We start from the raw sequence: 20,222 nt of genomic DNA, 5'->3' as shown, positions 1-20,222 counted from the left end.
CCCACAAGGGGGAGGGGCTACACTGCCGCACCCTCGCCTTTCTGACCTGAAGCGTTGCCACCTGGGGAAACGCCGGGTGGGCGAGACGGTGCCGCCGCGAAGCCCCTTCCCCTTGTGGGGAGGGGTTGGGGAGGGGTAATGCCCTACGCCCTTTCGAACCCGCGCGCGACCTCCCAATCGGTGACGCGCCGGTCGTATTCCTCCTGCTCCCACTGCGCCGCGCGGGTATAGTGGTCGATCACCTCTTCGCCGAAGGCCTCCCGCAGCATTTTCGAACCCGTCAGCGCCTCGGTTGCCGCCCTGAGCGTATGCGGAATTTCGCGCACGTCCTTGCCGTGGTAGGCATCTCCGACGAAGGGCGCTTCCAGCTCCATCTTGTTCTCGATGCCGGAAATGCCGGCAGCGATCAGAGCCGCAAAGGCAAGATACGGGTTGAGGTCGGAGCCGCCGACCCGGCATTCGATGCGGATCGCCTTGGTTTCGTCGCCGCACAGGCGATAGCCGGCGGTGCGGTTGTCCTTGCTCCAGATCGCTTTCGTCGGCGCGAAGGTCCCGGCCATGAAGCGCTTGTAGGAATTGATGTAAGGCGCCAGGAAATAGGTGATCTCGCTCGCATGGGCGAGCAACCCGGCCACATAGTGCCGCATCAGCCCGGACATGCCGTAACGCCCCTCCTTGTCGTAGAACAGCGGCGTCTTGCCGTCGAGGCTCCAGAGCGACTGGTGAATGTGCGACGAGGAGCCGGCGGCGGAATAGTTCCACTTGGCGAGGAAGGTGATCGCCTTGCCCCGCGACCAGGCAATCTCCTTGCAGCCGTTCTTGATGATGGCGTGGCGGTCGGCCATGGTCAGAGCGTCGGCATAGCGGACGTTGATTTCCTCCTGGCCGGCGGAGGCTTCGCCCTTGGAATTCTCGACCGGAATGTCCGCGCCCTGCAGGCCGTTGCGGATCGCCCGCATCACATCTTCCTCCTTGGTGGTCTGGAAGATGTGGTAGTCCTCGTTATAGCCGCTGGCGAGTTGCAGATCGCGGTATCCGGAGAGCCGCGCGTCTTCGTAGGACTGATCGAAAAGGAAGAATTCGAGCTCGCTCGCCATGAAGGGCTTGAAACCCATGGCCTCGAGGCGCGCAACCTGCTTCTTGAGGATGGCGCGCGGCGAATGCGGCACCTCCTCATGCGTATGGTGATCGAGAACGTCGCATAGAACCAGCGCCGTGCCCTCGAGCCAAGGGATGCGCCGAAGCGTCGCAAGGTCCGGCTTCATCGTGTAGTCGCCGTAGCCCTTCTCCCAGCTCGTCGCCTTGTAGCCGGGGACGGTTTCCATCTCCATGTCCGTCGCCAGCAGGTAGTTGCAGCTATGCGTTTCCTTCCAGGCGCTGTCGACGAAATATTGCGCGTGAAATCGCTTGCCCATCAGGCGGCCTTGCATGTCCACCTGGCAGGCGAGCACCGTGTCGATGCGGCCGGCGGCGACATCCTCTTTCAATTCTTCGAACGAGTAGCTCATGAAAGCAAATCCCATGTTTCGGCGCGGCCGTTCCGATAGCCGCCAATGCGAAGCGGAGATCGCGAGCGCGATCTCCGCTCTCTTTTCATCTCCTTAGACTTCCCCGACAGCCTTCTCGGCAGCAGCGATCTCCGCCTGGCGGCGCGCGACCTCGTCGCCGATCGGCGGCCCGCGGAACCGGCGGCTCTCGAAGCCGTACCAGATGATGCCGGTTACGACGAGGAAGCCGACGGTGATGTAGAGCGCCCAGTCGTTCGGCGGCTGAATGCCGAGCACGAAGATCAGCACCATGGCGACGATCGAAAGGATCGCAAACAGCTTGAACATTCCTTCGCCGAGGTTCCACGGCCCCATCTTGTCCCACTTCGAGGTTCCCCAGGCGAACAGGCCGAGCGTGATCGGGATCGCGAAGGAGAAGAACAGGAAGATGACGGTGCAGGAGACGACAATCGTATAGACCGGCGTTTCGCCGATCGAGACGAGCGAAGAGCCCCAGACGAACAGCACGGAAAGGATCGAGCCCGTCCAGATCGCGGCAACGGGCGAGCGATAGGTGGGGCTTACCTTCGAAAGCGCCTTCGAGGCCGGCAGGCCGCCATCGCGCGAGAAGGCGAAGATCATACGCGAGACCGAGGTGACGGTCGCCAGGCCGCACAGCCACTGACTGACGAAGATGGCGAGGTAGAGAATATCCTTGATGACCGGATGGACTTGCGCGTCCATCGCCCAGAAGAAGACGTTCCAGCCCTGCTTGGCTGCCTCGTCCATGTTCGGGATCATCAGCACGAAGGAGCAGAGCATGATGTAGCCGAAGAGCGCGGACCAGAGCACCGAGGAGACCATGCCGCGCGGCACCGATTCGGCGGCCTTGACCGTCTCTTCCGAAGTATGGGCCGAGGCGTCGTAGCCGGTGATCGTGTAGATCGGCAGCAGCAGGCCGAGCAGGAACACCCAGGTTCCGGAGGTCTGCGGCCAGACGTTGCCGCCCGCCTCGCCGGAATAATTCGAGAAGGTGAAGAGCCTGCCGATCTCATAGGTGTCGGCCGCGGCAAGGCAGACAACGGCAAGGAGGATCGCCGTGGCGAAAATCAGATAGCCCGAGAAGTCGGTGAGCTTCGCCGTCAGGCCGATGCCCATATGGTTCACCAGGGCCTGCGCGCCGGTGATGATCGTCAGGAAGATGATGCGGGTCGTGGTCGTGTCTTCCAGGCCGAAATAGGGCGTGCCGAACGAACCCATGAAGAAATAATAGGTGCCGACGTTGATGGCGCCGAGAACGGTGACCAGGCCGAGGAGGTTGAACCACGCCGTCAACCAGCCGGTGAAGCGGTTCCCGAGGATCGAGCCCCAGTGATAGAGGCCGCCGGCGGTCGGATAGGCGGAGCTGATCTGCGCCATGGCAACCGCGAAGACGAGGGAGATGAAGCATCCAAGCGGCCAGCCGATACCGATCGAGGCACCGCCAGCGCCGGAGGTCGCCTGCGCCAGCGAGTTGATGCCGCCGGAAAGAATGCAGATGATTGAGAAGGATACGGCGAAATTCGAGAACTGGCTCATTCGCCGCTCGAGTTCCTGCGCATAACCCATCGAATGCAGGATGTGCAGATCCTGCTTCTTATCGACATCGGTGTAGTCTGACATCTTTTTCCCCTGTTTCTCCTGACCCGGCGCGCCATTGCGAAAGGTCATGTCACCACCTGTTCCGGCACGGGAACAGAACCGCGGCTTTGCCGCTCCCCTGGGTCTTTTTATCTTTTCGGAAGGGTGGCCGCGCTTCTGGCGAGCAGCCCTTCCAGATAATCGGCCATGACCCTCTGGCCGACCTCGTTCAGGATGAGATCGTTCCTGATCTCGATCATTACATTCGGCAGCCCATGACGGACGCCATATTCGATCAAGCTGTGCGTTACCCCGTCCGCCGGCCCGTAGGGCTCGTTGCGACGGATGTCGTATGCGACCTCGCCGGTCGTGGCGACCGCCAGCATGCGATCGGCGAGCCGGCTGTCGGCGTCGTGAAGAATCCCGAGCTCGACGCTGCGCGGCCTGCCGAAATAAACCGGCGTGAAGCTGTGCATGGTGACGAGGATGGGAACCCGGCCCGCCGCCTTGCGGCTGATGACGAACTCGGACACCGCGTCGCGGAACGGCAGATAAATCTCGTCGATGCGCGCCTGGCGCTCCGCGGCCGACATTGCCCGGTTCCCCGGCACCTCGTAGATCTCGCTGATGACGGGCGTTGCCGCGTCGGACTCGGGCGGCCTGTTGCAGTCATAGACGAGGCGCGAAAAACGCTGGTGGATGAGCGTACCGTCCAGCTTCTCGGCAAGCAGCTTGGATACCGCCAGCGCGCCAGGGTCCCAGGCGATATGGCTCTCAAGCGCTTCCCTGGAAAGTCCGAGCGTCCCGAGCCGCACGGGCAGACGGCTGGACGCGTGCTCGCAGACGAAGAGGAAGTCTCCCTTCGCGTCGGCATTCTCAATGGCGACCGGATCGCCCTCTGCCTGCGTCAAAAGCCCCGACAAATCCGGCCCCCATTTGCCTCGTCGGACGATGTTGTTGAAAAGAATTCTTCACGAATCGGCGGGTGTCAATAAAAATCTGAAACGATCTTTTCAGTTTCCCATTGACTCCGATTGCGGCAGCGATGTTTAATTTCCTTCAAGCTGGCAAAGACCGGCTGAGGGGCATGATATTGAACGGCAACACGGCATCCATGACGGTGTCGGATGTGATCAACGCACATTTCGCGGCGCTGACGCGCGCCGAGAAGCGCTTGGCGGAGACACTTCTCGACAACTATCCGGTCTCCGGTCTTGGCTCGATCACCACGGTCGCCGAGAATGCCGGCGTTTCGACGCCAACTGTGGCGCGCATGGTGCAGAAGCTGGGTTTCCGCGGCTTTCCTGATTTTCAGGCAAGGCTCCACCAGGAACTGGAGGCGACGATCTCCAATCCGATCGCCAAGCACGATCGCTGGGCGGCAAGCGCACCGGGCACCCACATCCTCAACCGCTTCGCCGATGCCATGATGGGAAACATGCGCCAGACGCTGTCGCAGATCGAGCCTGTCGAATTCGATCAGGCGGCGGGCCTCGTCGCCGATCGCAAGCGAAATGTCTATGTTGTCGGCGGCCGTATCACCCGGTCGATGGCCGATTATCTCTTCACCCATCTCCAGGTCATCCGCACCGGCGTCACGCAGATCGCTGCCAATCCGAGCTCCTGGCCGCACTATGTGCTCGACATGAAACAGGGCGACGTCCTCATCCTGTTCGATATCCGCCGCTATGAGCAGGAGATGGAGACCCTCGCCCGCTCCGCCCGCAACCGGGGCGTCGAGATCATCCTTTTCACCGACCAATGGGGTTCGCCGGTCGCAAAGCCCGCGTCCAAGGTCTTCCGCGCCCAGATCGAGGCGCCTTCGGCCTGGGACAGCTCGGTCATGCTGCTGTTTCTCGTCGAGGCGCTGATCGAGGCAGTGCAGAGCTCGAATTGGGACGAAACGAGGGACCGAATGAAGACGCTCGAGGGCCTCTTCGATTCGACACGCATCTTTCGCAAGCCAGGCTAGGAGGTACCGGCCGAGATCTGAATGTCCGGACGAAGGAACGAAGGTGCAAGGCGCGCCGTGCACCCCTTGGAGGACAGCTCTCCCGAAACGGCGTTCTCGCCACAAAGGGGAAAAAGGCCTGTCACACAAGTTTCATCGCGCCACTTTAACAGCATCGCCGAAATTGACTGAAAACCGATAAGGAGAACACCAGTGATTTCAAAGACTCAACGCCTGCTCTCGCTCTCGACCGCCATGCTGCTGGCAACCATGGCAGTGGCCGCTGCCGAACCGAGCGAAGAGCTTATCGCCGCCGCCAAGAAGGAAGGCATGCTCACAACCATCGCTCTGCCCCACGACTGGTGCGGCTATGGAGACGTCATCGCCTCCTTCAAGGCCAAGTATCCGGAAATTCAGGTCAACGAACTGAACCCGGATGCCGGCTCGGCCGACGAGGTCGAAGCCGTCAAGGCCAACAAGGACAACAAGGGTCCGCAGGCGCCGGACGTTGTCGATGTCGGGCTCGCCTTCGGTCCGCAAATGAAGGCCGAAGGCCTGCTGCAGCCCTATAAGGTCTCCACCTGGGACGAGATTCCGGACAACGTCAAGGATGCGGAAGGTCACTGGTACGGCGACTATTACGGGGTGATGTCCTTCATCGTAAACAAGGATCTCGTTGCCAATTCGCCGAAGGACTGGGCCGATCTGCTGAAGCCCGAATATGCCGGCCAGGTCGCCCTCGCCGGCGATCCGCGCGCCTCTAACCAGGCGATCCTCGGCGTACTCGCCGCCGGCCTCGCCAAGGGTGCCAAGGCCGGGAAGGAAGCCGGGGAAGCCGGTCTCGCCTATTTCGCCGAACTGAACAAGGCCGGCAATTTCGTCCCGGTCATCGGCAAGTCCGGCACGCTGGCCCAGGGCTCGACCCCCATCATCGTTGCGTGGGACTACAACGCGCTCGGCTGGGGCAAGACGCTGGCCGGCAACCCGCCGACCGAAGTCGTCGTTCCGGCAAGCGGCGTTCTGGCCGGCGTCTACGTTCAGGGTATCTCGGCCTATGCCCCGCACCCGAACGCAGCCAAGCTGTGGATGGAGCACCTCTATTCCGACGAAGGTCAGCTCGGGTGGCTGAAGGGCTTCTGCCATCCGGCCCGCTTCAACGCGATGGTCAAGGACGGCAAGGTTCCGAAGGAGCTGATCGACGCCCTGCCGCCGGCAGATGCTTATGAAAAGGCCTACTTCCCGACGCTGGAAGAAGTCGACGCGAACAAGGCTGCCGTGACCGGCGGTTGGGATTCCGTCGTCGGTGCAAACGTCCAGTAAGCTTTCCGCAATCATGCCGCCCCGGCCGGTTTCCCGGCCGGGGCGGATGCGATATTCATGGTAAATTCAATGAACGAGCGCGTCTGCGACGCGGCCTCGTAGGGCGAACGGAATGTCATCTGCTCACATCGGCGCCAGGCCTGCGCGTCGCCTTCCGCTTCACTGGCTGGGCATCCTGCCCTTTGCCGCTTTCGTGACGCTGTTTCTCATTCTTCCGACGATGAAGATCGTGGTCGGCGCCTTTCAGACACCGGACGGCAGCTTCACGCTCGATAATATCCAGGGTCTTTTCACGCCTTCGATCCTCGCGGCCTATTGGATTTCCATCAAGATCAGCATCGCCTCGGCGCTTCTCGGCTGCCTGGCCGGCTTTGCCATATCCGCGGCCGTCGTTTTCGGCGGATTGCCGAAATGGATCCGCGGACCGCTGCTGACTTTTTCCGGCGTCGCCTCCAACTTTGCAGGCGTACCGCTGGCCTTCGCCTTTCTTGCGACGCTCGGGCCGGTCGGCATACTGAGCGTCTTCCTGCGCTCGGAGCTTGGCGTCGACCTGCGGGCGCTCGGCTTCAACATCCTGTCCTTCTGGGGCCTGACGGTTACATACCTCTTCTTCCAGATCCCGCTGATGATCCTCATCATCACGCCGGCGCTCGACGGATTGAAGCGCGAGTGGCGCGAAGCGGCCTCGATCCTCGGTGCCACGGGCTTGCAATACTGGCGGATGGTCGCCTTCCCGATCCTGCTTCCCTCAATTCTCGGCACCCTGGCGCTGCTCTTCGCCAACGCCTTCGGCGCCGTCGCAACCGCCATTGCGCTGACCGGCTCGTCCCTGTCGATTGTGCCCATCCTGCTCTTCGCCCAGATCCGCGGCGACGTCCTCGGCAATCCGCACCTCGGCTACGCGCTCGCGTTCGGCATGATCGTCGTCACGGGTGTCGCCAACGCAATCTACATCTGGCTTCGCGCCCGCAGTGAGAGGTGGCTGAAATGAAGAAGATCTGGGCCTGGGGCGCCCTTCTTTTCGGCATCCTCTATTTCACCCTTCCGCTCGTCGGCATGACCAACTTCTCGCTGAAAATGCGGCGCGGCGAGTATTCCTTCGACGCCTACGCGAAAGTGTTCGGCGATCCGCGCTTCCAGGAAACCTTCACCTATTCAGTGACGCAGGCGCTCTTCACCATCGTCTTCGGCGTGCTGCTCGTCGTGCCGACGGCCTACTGGATCCGCCTCAAGCTGCCGGGCCTGCGTCCCTACGTCGAGTTCGTGACGCTGCTGCCGCTGGTCATTCCGGCAATTGTCATCGTCTTCGGCTATATCCGGCTCTACAACACCTCAAGTTGGCTGCCGCTGACGGGCTCCGCTCTCGGCACCAATATACTGCTGATGTTCGGCTATGCCACGCTCGCGCTGCCATACATGTATCGCGCGGTGGACACCGGCCTCAGGACAATCGACGTCGCCACGCTGACCGAAGCCGCCCAGAGCCTGGGCGCCGGATGGACCACGATCCTGGCGCGGATCATACTGCCCAACGTACTCGTCGCAGTCCTCTCCGGCGCCTTCCTCACCTTCGCTATCGTGATCGGCGAATTCACCATGGCGGCGCTGCTGAACAGGCCGGCCTTCGGCCCCTACATGCAGCTCCTCGGCGCTAACCGCGCCTATGAGCCGGCGGCGCTCGCCGTCATCGCATTCGGCATCACCTGGGGCTGCCTCGGCCTCATCCAACTCGTCTCGCGCTTCCAGAAAAGCGCGCCTCCCAAGGCCTGAGGACCGTTCGTATGAGTTTCCTGTCACTGACCAACATCAAAAAATCCTTCGGCCCCGTACAGGTCGTGCATGATTTCGACATGGGCATCGAAAAGGGCGAGTTCGTCTCCTTCCTCGGGCCGTCCGGCTGCGGCAAGACCACCATCCTGCGCATGATCGCCGGCTTCGAGACGCCGTCCGGCGGCTCGATCATCATCGACGGCAAGGACCAGGGCACGCTGAAACCGAACCAGCGCAACATCGGCATGGTGTTCCAGGCCTATGCGCTTTTTCCGAACATGAATGTGCATGACAATGTCGCCTTCGGCCTGAAGGTCGCCGGCGCCTCCAAGACGGATATTGATACAAGGGTGAAGGAGATGCTCGGGCTCATCAAGCTCGAGCATCTGGCGGACCGCTTCCCCTATCAATTGTCCGGCGGCCAGCAGCAGCGTGTGGCGCTTGCCCGCGCGCTTGCCGTCAAGCCGCAAGTGCTGCTGCTCGACGAGCCGCTCTCCGCGCTCGATGCGAAGATCCGCATCTCGCTGCGCGAAGAGATCCGGCAGATCCAGCAGCAGCTCGGCATCACCACGGTGTTCGTCACGCACGATCAGGAGGAGGCGCTGTCGATCTCCGACCGCATCGTCGTCATGAATGCCGGACGCGCCGACCAGATCGGCACCCCCTTCGATATCTACAATACGCCGGCGACCCGCTTCGTCGCCTCCTTCGTCGGCACGCTCAATATCATCGAAGCGAAGGTGATCGACCCGGCGGCCGGCTCCGTCGCGATCGGCGGCCAGCCGGTTTCGCTGAAGGAACCGATCGCCAGCCTGAAGGGCGGCGACAGCATCTCGCTGGCGCTCCGGCCGGAAGCGGGCTCGATCGCCGACGGATCCCGGGGCGATACCGCGCTTCCGGGCGAAGTCGTCTCCACGAGCTTCCTGGGATCGGTCATCCGCACCAGGCTTCGCGTCGGCAGCGACGTCATCTCCTTCGACATGTTCAACAATCCAGGCATTGTCCCCCCGGTTGCCGGCGACAACGTCACACTGCGGTTCGCTGCAAAGGATCTGCTGGTCATCCAGGAGTAGCCGGCTTGCGGAACAAACTGGCGCGCCTGGGGCAATGCCAGGAAAAATCTGTCGTGATTTCTCGCATTTTCGTCGGTGCCTGCGTTTGACGGGCGCCGATCTATCTATATAGTCGCACGCGTTCTCAGGGCGGGGTGAAATTCCCCACCGGCGGTAGCGATCAGCGGGTCCAGTGATCCAATGGTCGAAGCCCGCGAGCGCTTCGAGGTCCGCCTTGAAGGTCAGCAGATCCGGTCAGATTCCGGAGCCGACGGTCACAGTCCGGATGGAAGAGAGCAAGCGGTGCGGGCCCTTTCGAGGGGCAGTCGCGCATGCATGTTCGCCCGACGGGATCATTGGAAAAGACGCCAACCCTGAAAGGCTTGAGACCATGACCATTCTTTCCCACCCCTCCACCAAGATTGCGATCGTCCGCGCCCGCTGGCACGCCGATATCGTCGACCAGTGCGTCAAAGCCTTCGTCGCCCAGTGGTCGAAGCTCGGCGGCAACGCGGCCGACGTCGAGATCTTCGATGTGCCCGGGGCGTTGGAAATTCCGCTGCATGCGCAGAAGCTTGCCAAGACGGGACGCTACTCGGCGGTCCTCGGCACCGCTTTCGTCGTCAATGGCGGCATCTACCGCCACGACTTCGTCGCCGGCACCGTGCTCGACGGCATGATGCGCGTCCAGCTCGACACGGATGTGCCGGTGCTCTCCGCCGTCCTCACGCCCCACAACTTCCAGGAAAGCGAGCCGCTGATCGCCTTCTTCCGCGACCATTTCGTCGTCAAGGGCGAAGAGGCAGCGAACGCCTGCGCGCAAATTCTCGACGCGCGCGCCAAGCTCGCCCTCGTCAACGCCTGAAGAACCTTTTCTCGATCCGAAGCGCGGGGCGCGGCCGACGGGCCGCGCTTCTGCTCTCGGCCGCGGGCTGCTCGGAGCGAACGCCAAAAGACATCAGTGACCGAGTTTCTTGATATAGAGCGACAGCAGTTGCGTCTGAGAGGAAATGCCGAGCTTGCGGTAGACGTTGCGGCGATGGACTTTGACGGTCCCGGTCGAAATGCCGAGCTTCAACCCGATCGACTCCGACGAATGCCCCTGCAGCACCAGTTCGATGATCGCCGCTTCCCGGTCGGTGAGGTTGAGATGCCGCCAGACCCCGTCGGCGGGCGGATGTAGAGCCTTGCGCCGGCTGCGGCCCGTCTTCGCGAGCGCCGTATCGAAGCGGCGGTCGAGGTCGGCCCAATGATGGCGGACCAGCCCGGCGACCAGCGGTTCGGCTTTCTTGAGCAGGGCGAATTCGGCGGCGCTGAAAGTGCCGGTCGCTTCCCGCCGCATCAGCGACAGAACGACGGTCACCTGTTCGCTGACCGGCACGAAGAAGCCGACCTCCTCCGCAAGCCCGGTCTGCACATAATAGGTCCGGTAATATTCGCTGGAGAAGAAGCGATCGGGTGCTAATTCCCGCATCCGCCATGCACCCTGCTTTGGCGCGCAGGCGGCGTGGTAGAAAGGATCGAGCAGGTAGGGACCGGCCTGGTAGAGGCTGACGAAGAGCACGTGGTCCTTGGCGTCGAAAGTGCTGTAGAGATCGATCGGACGCTCCTTGCCGCGATAAGCAAAGACGACGACATAGTCGAAGATCATCAGGCTCGACATCAGTCGGCGGAACGCCTGGCCGACGGCCTCGTCGTCCAGCGAAGCGCCATTCATCAGCGGCGCCAAGGCCTGGAACAGCCTTTCGATGTCTATCACCAAACCGCCCTCCCGGCTCCTCCCCTTACCCTTGGACCGCCTACGCGGGATATACTCCTTTCACAAGGCATTCCGGGTTGAAATACCTCTCTTGGGGTATATACCGGGACGGCTTCCTTTGACTAGGCTGCTTGGCAATGACGGTGGAAATCGAGGCGCCAGAACCGTGCCCGATTCGCAAAAGAGCAGCCGCAGGGAACAGACGTGACATCCGCTTCGACGAACGACATCGAATTCCGTTCGGTCGCCAAACGCTATGGCAGCGTTACGGCCGTGTCGGATATCAATCTCGCGGTTCCCAAGGGCGCTTTCGTCGCGTTGCTCGGCCCTTCCGGCTGCGGCAAGACGACCTGCCTGCGCATGATCGGCGGCTTCGAACAGCCGAGCGAGGGCATGGTCTATATCGGCGGGCAGCCGATGAACGGCGTGCCGGCCTATCGGCGGCCGGTCAACATGGTCTTCCAGCAATATGCGCTGTTTCCGCATCTCGATGTCGAGCAGAACGTCGCTTATGGGCTGAAACAGATGCGCCCGCGCATCGCCGCTGCCGAAATCGCCCGCCGCGCCCAGGAGGCGTTGGACATGGTCCGCCTCGGCGGCTTCTCCAAGCGCCGCATCCACGAGATGTCCGGTGGACAGCAGCAGCGCGTGGCGCTTGCCCGCGCCATCGTCAACAAGCCGAAGGTGCTGCTCCTCGACGAGCCGCTTGCCGCGCTCGACAAGAAGCTGCGGACCGCGATGCAGATCGAGCTCCAGAGCCTGCAGCGCGAGCTCGGCATCACCTTCGTGCTCGTCACGCACGACCAGGAGGAGGCGCTTTCGATGAGCGATCTCGTCTCCGTCATGAATACGGGGCGGATCGTCCAGGTCGGCCCGCCGCAGGAGATCTACGATCGCCCGGCAAGCCTCTTCGTCGCCGATTTCGTCGGCAAGACCAACCGTATTGCGGCGACGATCGAGCCTGGCGCGAACTCGGTGCGGCTGGCGAATGGCGTCGGATTGGCAAAGCCGGCCCGCGCCAATGGAACCGCAGGCGCGGCCATGGTGGCGCTGCGCCCGGAATCGATCAGCCTCGTGCGCGACAGTACCGCAACGCTGCAAGGCACAGTGACGCACCGCATCTTCCTTGGTTCATCCGTGGAATACTCCGTCGAGGTCGACGGCCTCGGCGATTTCCTCGTGACGGCCGACCGCCGCAGCATCGACGAGAGCGATCTCGCCGAACCCGGAGAAAGGATCGGGCTCCGCTTCGACTCGAATGCAATGCATGTCTTTCCGGCCTGAACAGCCGATGCCTGCCATCAAATGCATGCCAACGATAAGGGAACAGCATCATGACCAAGTCGCACAGAGAAAATGCCCCGATCACTGCAGACAGGCTGACCGACGAGCTGATGCGCCTGAAGCGCGGCTCGGTGACGCGCCGCCATTTCCTCGGCGTCACCGGGCTCGGCCTCGCGACCGCCGTTCTGGCGCGCCAGCCGGGACTCTTCAATTCGACGGCTTTCGCCGAAGACCTCGGCACGCAGATGTCAATCGCGACCTGGCCGAACTATCATGACCCCGCCACCTTCGAGGCGTTCAAGGCCGCGACCGGCGTCGCCGTCGAGGTGAACGTCTTCGGGTCGAACGAGGAGATGCTGGCGAAGCTCCAGGCGGGCGGCACCGGCTGGGATCTCTTCGTTCCGACAAACTACACGATCTCGACTTATGCCAAGCTCGGCCTGATCGACGAGCTCGACCTGTCGAAGCTGCCGAACTACGACCCCTCGACCGAAAACCCGCGCTTTACCAACGAAGGCATTATCGACGGCAAGACCTATGCCGTGCCGAAGAACTGGGGCACGACCGGCATTGCCGTGAACAGCGACAAGATCAAGAAACCGGTGACGAGCTGGAAGGACTTCTTCGAAGTGGCGATAACCGAGGCGGATGGCCGCGCCATGGTGCACGACTACCAGCTCACCACCATTGGCAATGCACTGGTGTCGCTTGGCTATTCGTTCAATTCGATCAAGCCGGAAGAGCTTGCCAAGGCGGAGGAAGTCCTGCTCAAAGTCAAGCCGCATCTCTATGCGATCAACAGCGACTATCAACCGGCGATGCGCGCCACCGATGCCTGGATGACCATGTGCTGGACCAATGACGGGGCACAGCTCAACCGCGACATGCCGGAAATTCAGTTCGTGCTTGGCAAGGACGGCGGCGAGATCTGGTCGGACTTCTACGCGATCCCGAAGAGTGCCGCCAACAAGCCGGCCGGCTACGCGTTGTTGAACTACCTGATGACGCCGGAAAATGCCGTCAAGGAGCATGTCGCCAACGGCGCACCGACGACCGACAGCCGGGTGCTGAAGCTGCTACCGGCCGAGGTCACCTCGAACAAGATCGTCTATCCCGATGAGGCGGCACTGACCCCGCTCGAATTCGGCGCCGCCGTGACGCTCACCGATCCCGGCCGGGCCGAGCTGATGGCGCGGTTCAAGGCGGCTTGAACATACCGGCAAGATCGCCCCTCATCCGCCTGCCGGCACCTTCTCCCCGTCCTGACGGGGAGAAGGAACAAGCCGCGAGCGCCGATTCCGCCAGCGGCGGCGAGGAAACGAAGCGGGTGCCGCTAGTCCCCTTCTCCCCGCCTGCGGGGAGAAGGTCGCGGCAGCGGGATGAGGGGCCATATTCAACGTGCATCTGACGGACCACCCCATGCGCGCGGCAATGAACACGAAGAGGAACCTGGTGACGGCGGCGCTTGTTGCGCCAGCGGCCGCATGGCTTTTCGTGTTCCTCGTTCTCCCCTTCGTCGCCATGCTCGTCTTCGCCTTTGGCGAACGGGCACCGGAAGGCGGGTACCAGGCGGCCTTTACCTTCGCCCAGTTCGCCAATCTGCCGACGCGCGCGACCGCTTTCTGGAACACCTTGCTGCTTGCGCCGGCAGGCGCCCTGCTCTGCCTCGTGGTCGCCTACCCCACCGCCTATCACCTCGCGGTGAAGGCGAACCCGCGCTACCGCCTCATTCTGGTCTCGCTCGTCGTCGTGCCGTTCTGGACGAGCCTCTTGGTGCGCACCTATGCCTGGATGTACATCCTCGGCTCGCGCGGCATCCCCAATCTCCTGGCGATGGTCGGCATCGAGGACGTGCGCCTGCTCAATACGCCGGGCGCCGTGCTGCTGGGCATCGTGTACGGCTACCTGCCGCTGATGATCATGCCGATCTATGTGAGCCTGGAAAAGCTCGACCGGCGGCTCCTGGAGGCCTCCGCCGATCTCGGCGCCAAGCCGGTCTCGACCTTCTTCGGCGTAACCCTGCCTCTTTCCCTGCCAGGGGTCATGACCGGCGTCGCCCTCGTCACCATCCTGCTCCTTGGCGAATATCTGATCCCGCAGCTTCTCGGCGGCGGCAAGGTCTTCTTCATCGGCAACGCGCTGGTCGATCTCTTCCTGCAGTCGCGCAACTGGCCCTTCGGCTCGGCGATCGCCGTGACGCTCGTCGCTGTTGTCGTCGTCGTGCTGATGGTGGCGATGCGTATCGCCTGGAGGGTCGCCGGAACCAGACAGGTGGATCTCGTCTGATGCGCGCGTTCATCTCGTCCGTCTATCTCTTCCTCTATGCGCCGATCGCCCTTGTCGTGCTGTTCTCCTTCAACGCCGGACGCAGCGCCAGCGAGTTCACGGGCTTCTCGACTGACTGGTACGGCAAGGCGCTTGGCAACACCTTCCTGGTCTCGGCCCTGCAGAACAGCCTGATCATCGCCTTCACGAGCGCGGCACTCGCTGCCGTCTTCGGCACCATGGCGGCGCTCGGCATGGAGCGCCTTGGTGCACGCATGCGCGCGCTCTTCGACGCGCTCTTTGCCGCAGCGATCGTCGTGCCCGGCGTTGTCATCGGCATCGCCACGCTCGTCGCACTCGTCGCTGTCTTTTCCTTCCTCAACCCGGCACTTGCGGCCCTCTGGCCGGGCGACCGGCCGCCCCAACTCGGTCTCGGCTACGGCTCGATTATCGCCGCCCACGGGCTTTTCTCGATGGCGCTCGTCACGATGATCGTCAAGGCGCGCATCGCCAGTCTCGGTCGCGACATCGTCGAGGCCTCCAGCGATCTCTATGCGACGCCGCTCACCACCTTCCGGCTGATCGTCCTGCCGCAAATCCTGCCGTCGATCCTTGCCGGCTTCCTGCTCGCCTTCACCTTCTCCTTCGACGATTTCATTATCGCCTTCTTCGTCGCCGGCTCGAAAACGACCTTGCCGATCTACGTCTTCGCCTCGATCCGCCGAGGCGTGACGCCCGAGATCAACGCGATCGCGACACTGGTGCTCTTCGCATCGCTGCTCCTGATCCTGACCGCGCGCATTCTGATGCGCGAAAAGAGAAGCAAATCCGGGGAGTGAAACCATGATTTTGAGAGATCGGGTCGCGATCGTGACCGGAGCAGGCTCCGGAATCGGTCAGGCGGGCGCCGCCATCATGGCGCGCGAAGGTGCCCATGTCGTGGCCATCGACCGCAGCCGGGACGCAGGAGAGGCGACCGTCGCGGCGATTGTCGCCAAGGGCGGCAGCGCCGAGGCGCTCGCCATCGATGTCACGGATGACGCCGCGCTTTCCGACGGCATCGCCGACGTGCTCCGCCGTCACGGCCGAATCGACATCCTGCACAATCACGCCGGCGCGCAAGTGGCCGGCACTCTGGAGGAGGTCGACGTCGCGGGCTTCGACCGCTCATGGAGCCTCAATGTCCGCGCCCATTTCATGGCCGCCCGCCTCGTCATGCCGTCGATGAAGGCGGCCGGTCGCGGGGTGATCGTCAACACCTCCTCGTCCTCGGGCGTGCTCTACGACCGCGAGATGATCGCCTACACCACGACGAAGCACGCCGTGATCGCCATGACCCGGCAGATGGCCGGCGACTATGCAAAGTACGGCGTGCGGGTGAATGCGCTCTGCCCCGGCTGGGTCGACACACCTTTCAATGAGCCGTTCATCAAGCAGATGGGCGGACGGCGCGCCATCGAAGCCTACATTCGCGAGAAGGTACCGCTCGGCCGCTGGGCGAGCGTCGACGAAATCGCCGAGTCGATCCTCTTTCTCGTCTCCGATCGGTCATCCTACATGACCGGGCAGATACTCGTGGTCGACGGGGGCGAGACCGTCGTCTGACACGTCGGACGAATCCTGCTCCGCGTTTCGTCACGTCGGCGACAGCGACGGCCCATAGCGGAGCGCCGCATCCAGGAGGCTCCCTCACTCGTTCCGGCCGATGCGCTCCTACCTGATTCACTTTCCGACATACGGACCGCAGGCCGCTGATTTGATTCGTTGAACCGGCCTCAGCTCAAAGGGCGCCTGAGGTCCTTGAATCAACTCTTGAGCTTCAGCCGCCGGCGCGTCTCGCTGGGGCTCTCGCGGTAATGGGCGCGATAGCTCCGCGAAAATGAAGAAGAAGAGTTAAAGCCGGAAATCGCCGCGATATCGGCGAATTCCATACGCGTCTCGATCACCTTGCGGCGGGCCGCATTGAGCCGCAGCGCAAGGTAGTGCTCATGCGGCGCAACTCCCATCGTGTCCTTGAAAAGGTCCTGCAGGTGTCGGGCGCTGACGCCGACCCGCCGCGCCAGCTTGGCAAGCGTCATCGGCGCCTCGACGGTTTCCTCCATCAGCTTGACCGCCGCACCGACCCGAGCGTCGAGAATGCGCATGTTGCCGATCACCGGCATCTGCAGGAGGTCGCCGCGCGTCCGCTCCTGCTCGTAGATAAAGAGGCGAGATACCTCGAGCGCCAGCGAATAGCCATGCGCGCGGCGGATGAGCTCCAGCATCAGATCGAGCGTCGGCAGCGAGCCGCCGGTGGTGATGCGCTTGCCATCGATGACGAAACGCTCGCGAACCATCGTCACCTGCGGATAGGCGCTGGCGAAATCCTCGAAGTCTTCCCAGTGGGTCGTGGCGGAAAAATTGTCGAGGAGGCTCGTCTCCGCCAAGAGCCAGGAGCCGGATTCGATCCCCGCCATCGCCTCCCGGTGCCGCGCCGTCTGCGACAGAAGCATCTTCAGCTGCGAGGTGGCGCTGCGCTGCCAGTTGTAGCTCGACAGCACGAAAAGCGGCGCCGTCTCGCGCTGCGGGCGAAAGGGTCCGAAGACCGGTATCGGGATGCCGCTTTTGGTCTCAATCGCTTCACCGTCCGGGCTGAACATCGTCCAGCTGTAGAGCGCCCGCCCGGCGATGCGGTTTGCCGCGCGCAGCGGCTCGACGACGGAGGCGACCAGAATGAGATTGGTCTCCGGCAGGATCAGCAAATCGATATGCTGCGCCTGCGAAACACTGGCTTCCATGGTGAAACTTCCTCCCATCACTGCCGATAATGTATAGGATAGTTCCACCTGTGGAAAGCGCCGGCGCCGTTTCTGGCTCGTAATGGGTTCAACGAAAGGGGAGACAGCTATGCCGCTCAGCATGAACCGCGAGGTTTTCATCACCTGCGCAGTCACCGGTTCGGGAGACACCGTTTCGAAGTCCAACCACGTTCCGATCACGCCGAAACAGATCGCCGACGCGGCGGTCGAAGCGGCCAAGGCGGGTGCGGCGATCGTCCACTGCCATGTCCGCGATCCGGAAACCGGCGCACCGGCCCGCCGCCTCGATCTCTACAGGGAGGTAACCGACCGCATCCGCTCCGCCGATGTCGACATGGTCCTCAACCTGACCGCCGGCATGGGCGGAGACCTTATCTTCGGCGATGTCGAAAACCCCCTCCCGCTCAACGAGAAAGGCACCGACATGGCCGGCGCGACCGAACGCGTCGCCCATGTGGCCGAATGTCTGCCGGAGATCTGCACGCTCGACTGCGGCACGATGAACTTCTCGCTCGGCGACTATGTCATGACCAACACGCCGTCGATGTTGCGTGAAATGGCACGCCAGATGACCGCAATCGGCGTCCGGCCCGAGATCGAAGCCTTCGACACCGGCCATCTCTGGTTCGCCAAGCAGCTCGTCGAGGAAGGTCTGATCGAGGATCCGGTGCTGATCCAGCTCTGCATGGGCATTCCATGGGGCGCGCCGGACGACCTCAACACCTTCATGGCGATGGTCAACAACGTGCCGTCGAATTGGACGTTCTCGGCCTTCTCGATCGGCCGCAACGCGCTCGCCTATCCCGCCGCGGCGATCCTCGCCGGCGGCAATGTCCGGGTCGGATTGGAGGACAACCTCTATGTCGGCAAAGGACAGCTCGCGACCAACGGCCAGCTGGTCGAGAAGGCGATTTCGGTGGTCGAGGGCATGGGCGCGAAGATCATCGGACCGCAGGAGGTCCGCGAGAAATTGAAGCTGACGAAGCGATAACAAGACCCCTCCCCAACCCTCCCCACAAGGGGGAGGGCTTAACAGGCGGCGCCGCCGGACTCCGAACGGAACCTCTGCGTTTGTGGAGAGGTCCGCATCAAGGCCAACCGAGGCGGCAGGCGAGCGCCGGAGAGGGACAGCGAGGATCCGGAGCCACCCATCCCTCCCCCTTGTGGGGAGGGTGGCCCGCAGGGCCGGGAGGGGTTCCCACGGTACAACGAGATGGAGAGGCAATGACCATCATCACCAAGGCCGCCTGCGTCGGCGGCGGCGTCATCGGCGGGGCCTGGGCGGCGCGTTTCGCGCTCGCCGGCATCGACGTCAACATCTTCGATCCGCACCCCGAAGCCGAGCGCATCATCGGCGAGGTCATGGCCAATGCCGAGCGCGCCTATGGCATGCTGACCATGGCACCGCTGCCGCCGCGCGGCAAATTCATATTCTGCAAGAGCATTGAGGAAGCCGTCCACGATGTTGACTGGATTCAGGAAAGCGTCCCGGAACGGCTGCCGCTGAAGCGCGGCGTCATCACCGAGATCGACGCAGCCGCCCGCAGCGACGCGCTGATCGGTTCGTCTACCTCAGGCCTGCTGCCGTCCGACCTCCAGGCCGAGATGAAGCATCCCGAGCGCATGTTCGTGGCCCACCCCTATAACCCGGTCTACCTGCTGCCGCTGGTCGAGCTCGTCGGCGGCAAGAAGACGTCGCCGGAGACGATCAAGCGCGCCGAGAAAGCGGTCGCCGAGATCGGCATGAAAGGCGTCGTCATCGCCAAGGAGATCGAGGCCTTCGTCGGCGACCGGCTGCTCGAGGCGCTCTGGCGCGAGGCGCTCTGGCTGATCCAGGACGATATCTGCGATACCGAGACGCTCGACGATGTCATGCGCTACTCCTTCGGCATGCGCTGGGCGCAGATGGGCCTCTTCGAGACCTATCGCATCGCCGGCGGCGAAGCCGGCATGCGTCATTTCCTCGCCCAGTTCGGCCCCTGCCTGAAATGGCCGTGGACGAAGTTCACCGACGTCGTCGATCTCGACGATGCGCTGGTCGAGAAGATCGGCGCCCAATCGGACGCCCAGGCTGCCGGCCGTTCGATCCGCGAACTCGAGCGCATCCGCGACGAAAACCTCGTCGGCATCATGCAGGCGCTGAAGGCCGGCAATGGCGGCGAAGGCTGGGGTGCCGGCAAGCTGCTCGCCGATTTCGAGAAGCGCCTCTGGGCGCAAGGCGGCAACCAGCCGAAGAGCTTTGACGTCTCCGGTCCGCTGCGCCTCGTCGAGACCAAGGTCAACGCCGCCTGGGTCGATTACAACGGTCACATGACCGAGCACCGCTATCTGCAACTCTTCGGCGATACGTCCGACGCCCTGCTCCGATTGATCGGCGTCGACTTCGCCTATGTGGAGGCCGGCCACAGTTACTACACCGTCGAGACGCATATCCGCCATCTCGGCGAGGCGAAGCTCGGCCAGGCGCTCTACACGACGCTGCAAATTCTCGCCTCGGACGAGAAGCGCATCCACTTCTTCACCAGGATTCACGACACCGCCTCGGGCGAAGTGATCGCGACGGCCGAGCAGATGATGCTGCATGTCGATGCTGAGGCCGGCAAGTCTGTCGCCGCACCGGCCGAGGTATTGGAGAAGCTGAAGCCGATCGCGGAAGGGCATGCGAGGCTTGGGGTGCCGGATGGCGCGGGCAGGCACGTCGGACAGAAACGCTGAGACGACAAGATGGCAGCCCCTCATCCGGCTGCCGCCACCTTCTCCCCGCAGGCGGGGAGAAGGGAGATGCTGCAACCGCTCGCTTCCTTCGCGGACGAGGGCAGTAGCGATCAAAGTCCCCTCTCCCCGCGCGCGGGGAGAGGGCTAGGGTGAGGGGCAAGTTGCATGCACGAGTCGGTAGGGAGATCGGCTCAATGCAAG

At 63.0% G+C, this 20,222-nt stretch carries 18 protein-coding genes and 1 riboswitch; of the genes, 13 read left to right on the top strand and 5 right to left on the bottom strand.

All coding sequences use genetic code 11. The features are described 5' to 3' along the window. Nucleotides 1–143 precede the first annotated feature (143 nt). The 3 genes from AU381_RS16880 to AU381_RS16870 form a co-directional block, all read right to left on the bottom strand. Nucleotides 144–1,508 carry a glutamine synthetase family protein gene (locus AU381_RS16880; RefSeq protein WP_064243131.1) on the bottom strand — a complete coding sequence of 455 codons (1,365 nt, stop codon included), beginning with the start codon at nucleotides 1,506–1,508 and terminating at the stop codon, nucleotides 144–146. A 93-nt stretch (nucleotides 1,509–1,601) separates the two neighbouring features. Continuing rightward, a complete protein-coding gene (locus AU381_RS16875; protein ID WP_064243130.1) occupies nucleotides 1,602–3,149 on the bottom strand; it encodes an amino acid permease in 1,548 nt (515 codons plus the stop codon). Nucleotides 3,150–3,256: 107 nt separating this feature from the next. Further along, a complete protein-coding gene (locus AU381_RS16870) occupies nucleotides 3,257–4,030 on the bottom strand; it encodes an N-formylglutamate amidohydrolase (RefSeq protein ID WP_064242893.1) in 774 nt (257 codons plus the stop codon). A 170-nt stretch (nucleotides 4,031–4,200) separates the two neighbouring features. On the opposite strand from AU381_RS16870, the gene AU381_RS16865 reads away from it, so the two are divergent. The 6 genes from AU381_RS16865 to AU381_RS16840 all read left to right on the top strand — a co-directional run bounded on the left by AU381_RS16865 (nucleotide 4,201) and on the right by AU381_RS16840 (nucleotide 10,065). Then, nucleotides 4,201–5,079, top strand: coding sequence for a MurR/RpiR family transcriptional regulator (locus AU381_RS16865; protein ID WP_082910153.1), 879 nt, complete (start codon nucleotides 4,201–4,203; stop codon nucleotides 5,077–5,079). Nucleotides 5,080–5,271: 192 nt separating this feature from the next. Further along, the gene (locus AU381_RS16860) at nucleotides 5,272–6,378 is read left to right on the top strand and encodes an ABC transporter substrate-binding protein (RefSeq protein ID WP_064242891.1); all 1,107 of its coding nucleotides are present in this window, start codon (nucleotides 5,272–5,274) and stop codon (nucleotides 6,376–6,378) included. A gap of 112 nt (nucleotides 6,379–6,490) precedes the next feature. Continuing rightward, on the top strand, nucleotides 6,491–7,369 hold the full coding sequence (locus AU381_RS16855; protein ID WP_064242890.1) for an ABC transporter permease: 879 nt from the start codon (nucleotides 6,491–6,493) through the stop codon (nucleotides 7,367–7,369). Further along, nucleotides 7,366–8,148 carry an ABC transporter permease gene (locus tag AU381_RS16850; RefSeq protein ID WP_064242889.1) on the top strand — a complete coding sequence of 261 codons (783 nt, stop codon included), beginning with the start codon at nucleotides 7,366–7,368 and terminating at the stop codon, nucleotides 8,146–8,148. Before AU381_RS16855 ends, AU381_RS16850 begins: the two co-directional genes overlap by 4 nt. A gap of 11 nt (nucleotides 8,149–8,159) precedes the next feature. After that, nucleotides 8,160–9,221, top strand: a complete 1,062-nt coding sequence (locus AU381_RS16845) for an ABC transporter ATP-binding protein (RefSeq protein WP_064242888.1) — start codon at nucleotides 8,160–8,162, stop codon at nucleotides 9,219–9,221. A 116-nt stretch (nucleotides 9,222–9,337) separates the two neighbouring features. Further along, nucleotides 9,338–9,502: riboswitch (FMN riboswitch) on the top strand. An 89-nt stretch (nucleotides 9,503–9,591) separates the two neighbouring features. After that, the gene (locus tag AU381_RS16840) at nucleotides 9,592–10,065 is read left to right on the top strand and encodes a 6,7-dimethyl-8-ribityllumazine synthase (protein ID WP_064242887.1); all 474 of its coding nucleotides are present in this window, start codon (nucleotides 9,592–9,594) and stop codon (nucleotides 10,063–10,065) included. 93 nt (nucleotides 10,066–10,158) lie between these two features. Here the strand turns inward: AU381_RS16840 and AU381_RS16835 are convergent, their stop codons facing one another. Then, entirely contained in the window at nucleotides 10,159–10,962 is an 804-nt protein-coding gene (locus AU381_RS16835; RefSeq protein ID WP_082910098.1) for a helix-turn-helix domain-containing protein, read from the bottom strand. 201 nt (nucleotides 10,963–11,163) lie between these two features. Here AU381_RS16835 and AU381_RS16830 point away from each other — a divergent pair, with 201 nt between their 5' ends. From AU381_RS16830 to AU381_RS16810, 5 genes are all read left to right on the top strand, one after another. Continuing rightward, nucleotides 11,164–12,243, top strand: coding sequence for an ABC transporter ATP-binding protein (locus tag AU381_RS16830; RefSeq protein ID WP_064242886.1), 1,080 nt, complete (start codon nucleotides 11,164–11,166; stop codon nucleotides 12,241–12,243). A 50-nt stretch (nucleotides 12,244–12,293) separates the two neighbouring features. Further along, on the top strand, nucleotides 12,294–13,454 hold the full coding sequence (locus AU381_RS16825; RefSeq protein WP_064242885.1) for a polyamine ABC transporter substrate-binding protein: 1,161 nt from the start codon (nucleotides 12,294–12,296) through the stop codon (nucleotides 13,452–13,454). Between the two features lie 208 nt (nucleotides 13,455–13,662). After that, entirely contained in the window at nucleotides 13,663–14,529 is an 867-nt protein-coding gene (locus tag AU381_RS16820; RefSeq protein WP_064242884.1) for an ABC transporter permease, read from the top strand. After that, nucleotides 14,529–15,347 carry an ABC transporter permease gene (locus AU381_RS16815; RefSeq protein ID WP_064242883.1) on the top strand — a complete coding sequence of 273 codons (819 nt, stop codon included), beginning with the start codon at nucleotides 14,529–14,531 and terminating at the stop codon, nucleotides 15,345–15,347. The genes AU381_RS16820 and AU381_RS16815 overlap by 1 nt, the downstream gene beginning before the upstream one ends. A 4-nt stretch (nucleotides 15,348–15,351) precedes the next feature. Beyond that, a complete protein-coding gene (locus tag AU381_RS16810) occupies nucleotides 15,352–16,113 on the top strand; it encodes an SDR family NAD(P)-dependent oxidoreductase (protein WP_064242882.1) in 762 nt (253 codons plus the stop codon). Nucleotides 16,114–16,313: 200 nt separating this feature from the next. Here AU381_RS16810 and AU381_RS16805 read toward each other — a convergent pair whose 3' ends face one another. After that, nucleotides 16,314–17,285, bottom strand: coding sequence for a GlxA family transcriptional regulator (locus AU381_RS16805; RefSeq protein WP_064242881.1), 972 nt, complete (start codon nucleotides 17,283–17,285; stop codon nucleotides 16,314–16,316). A 109-nt stretch (nucleotides 17,286–17,394) separates the two neighbouring features. Here AU381_RS16805 and bcoG point away from each other — a divergent pair, with 109 nt between their 5' ends. Beyond that, nucleotides 17,395–18,297 carry a 3-dehydrocarnitine:acetyl-CoA trimethylamine transferase BcoG gene (bcoG, locus tag AU381_RS16800; protein ID WP_064242880.1) on the top strand — a complete coding sequence of 301 codons (903 nt, stop codon included), beginning with the start codon at nucleotides 17,395–17,397 and terminating at the stop codon, nucleotides 18,295–18,297. A 233-nt stretch (nucleotides 18,298–18,530) separates the two neighbouring features. Further along, nucleotides 18,531–20,021, top strand: a complete 1,491-nt coding sequence (locus tag AU381_RS16795) for a carnitine 3-dehydrogenase (RefSeq protein ID WP_064242879.1) — start codon at nucleotides 18,531–18,533, stop codon at nucleotides 20,019–20,021. Nucleotides 20,022–20,222 lie beyond the last annotated feature (201 nt).

It is taken from the genome of Sinorhizobium glycinis (assembly GCF_001651865.1).
Classification (GTDB): domain Bacteria; phylum Pseudomonadota; class Alphaproteobacteria; order Rhizobiales; family Rhizobiaceae; genus Sinorhizobium; species Sinorhizobium glycinis.
Note: the sequence above shows the minus strand (reverse complement) of the source record. Positions and strands in the feature narration are given on the sequence as shown.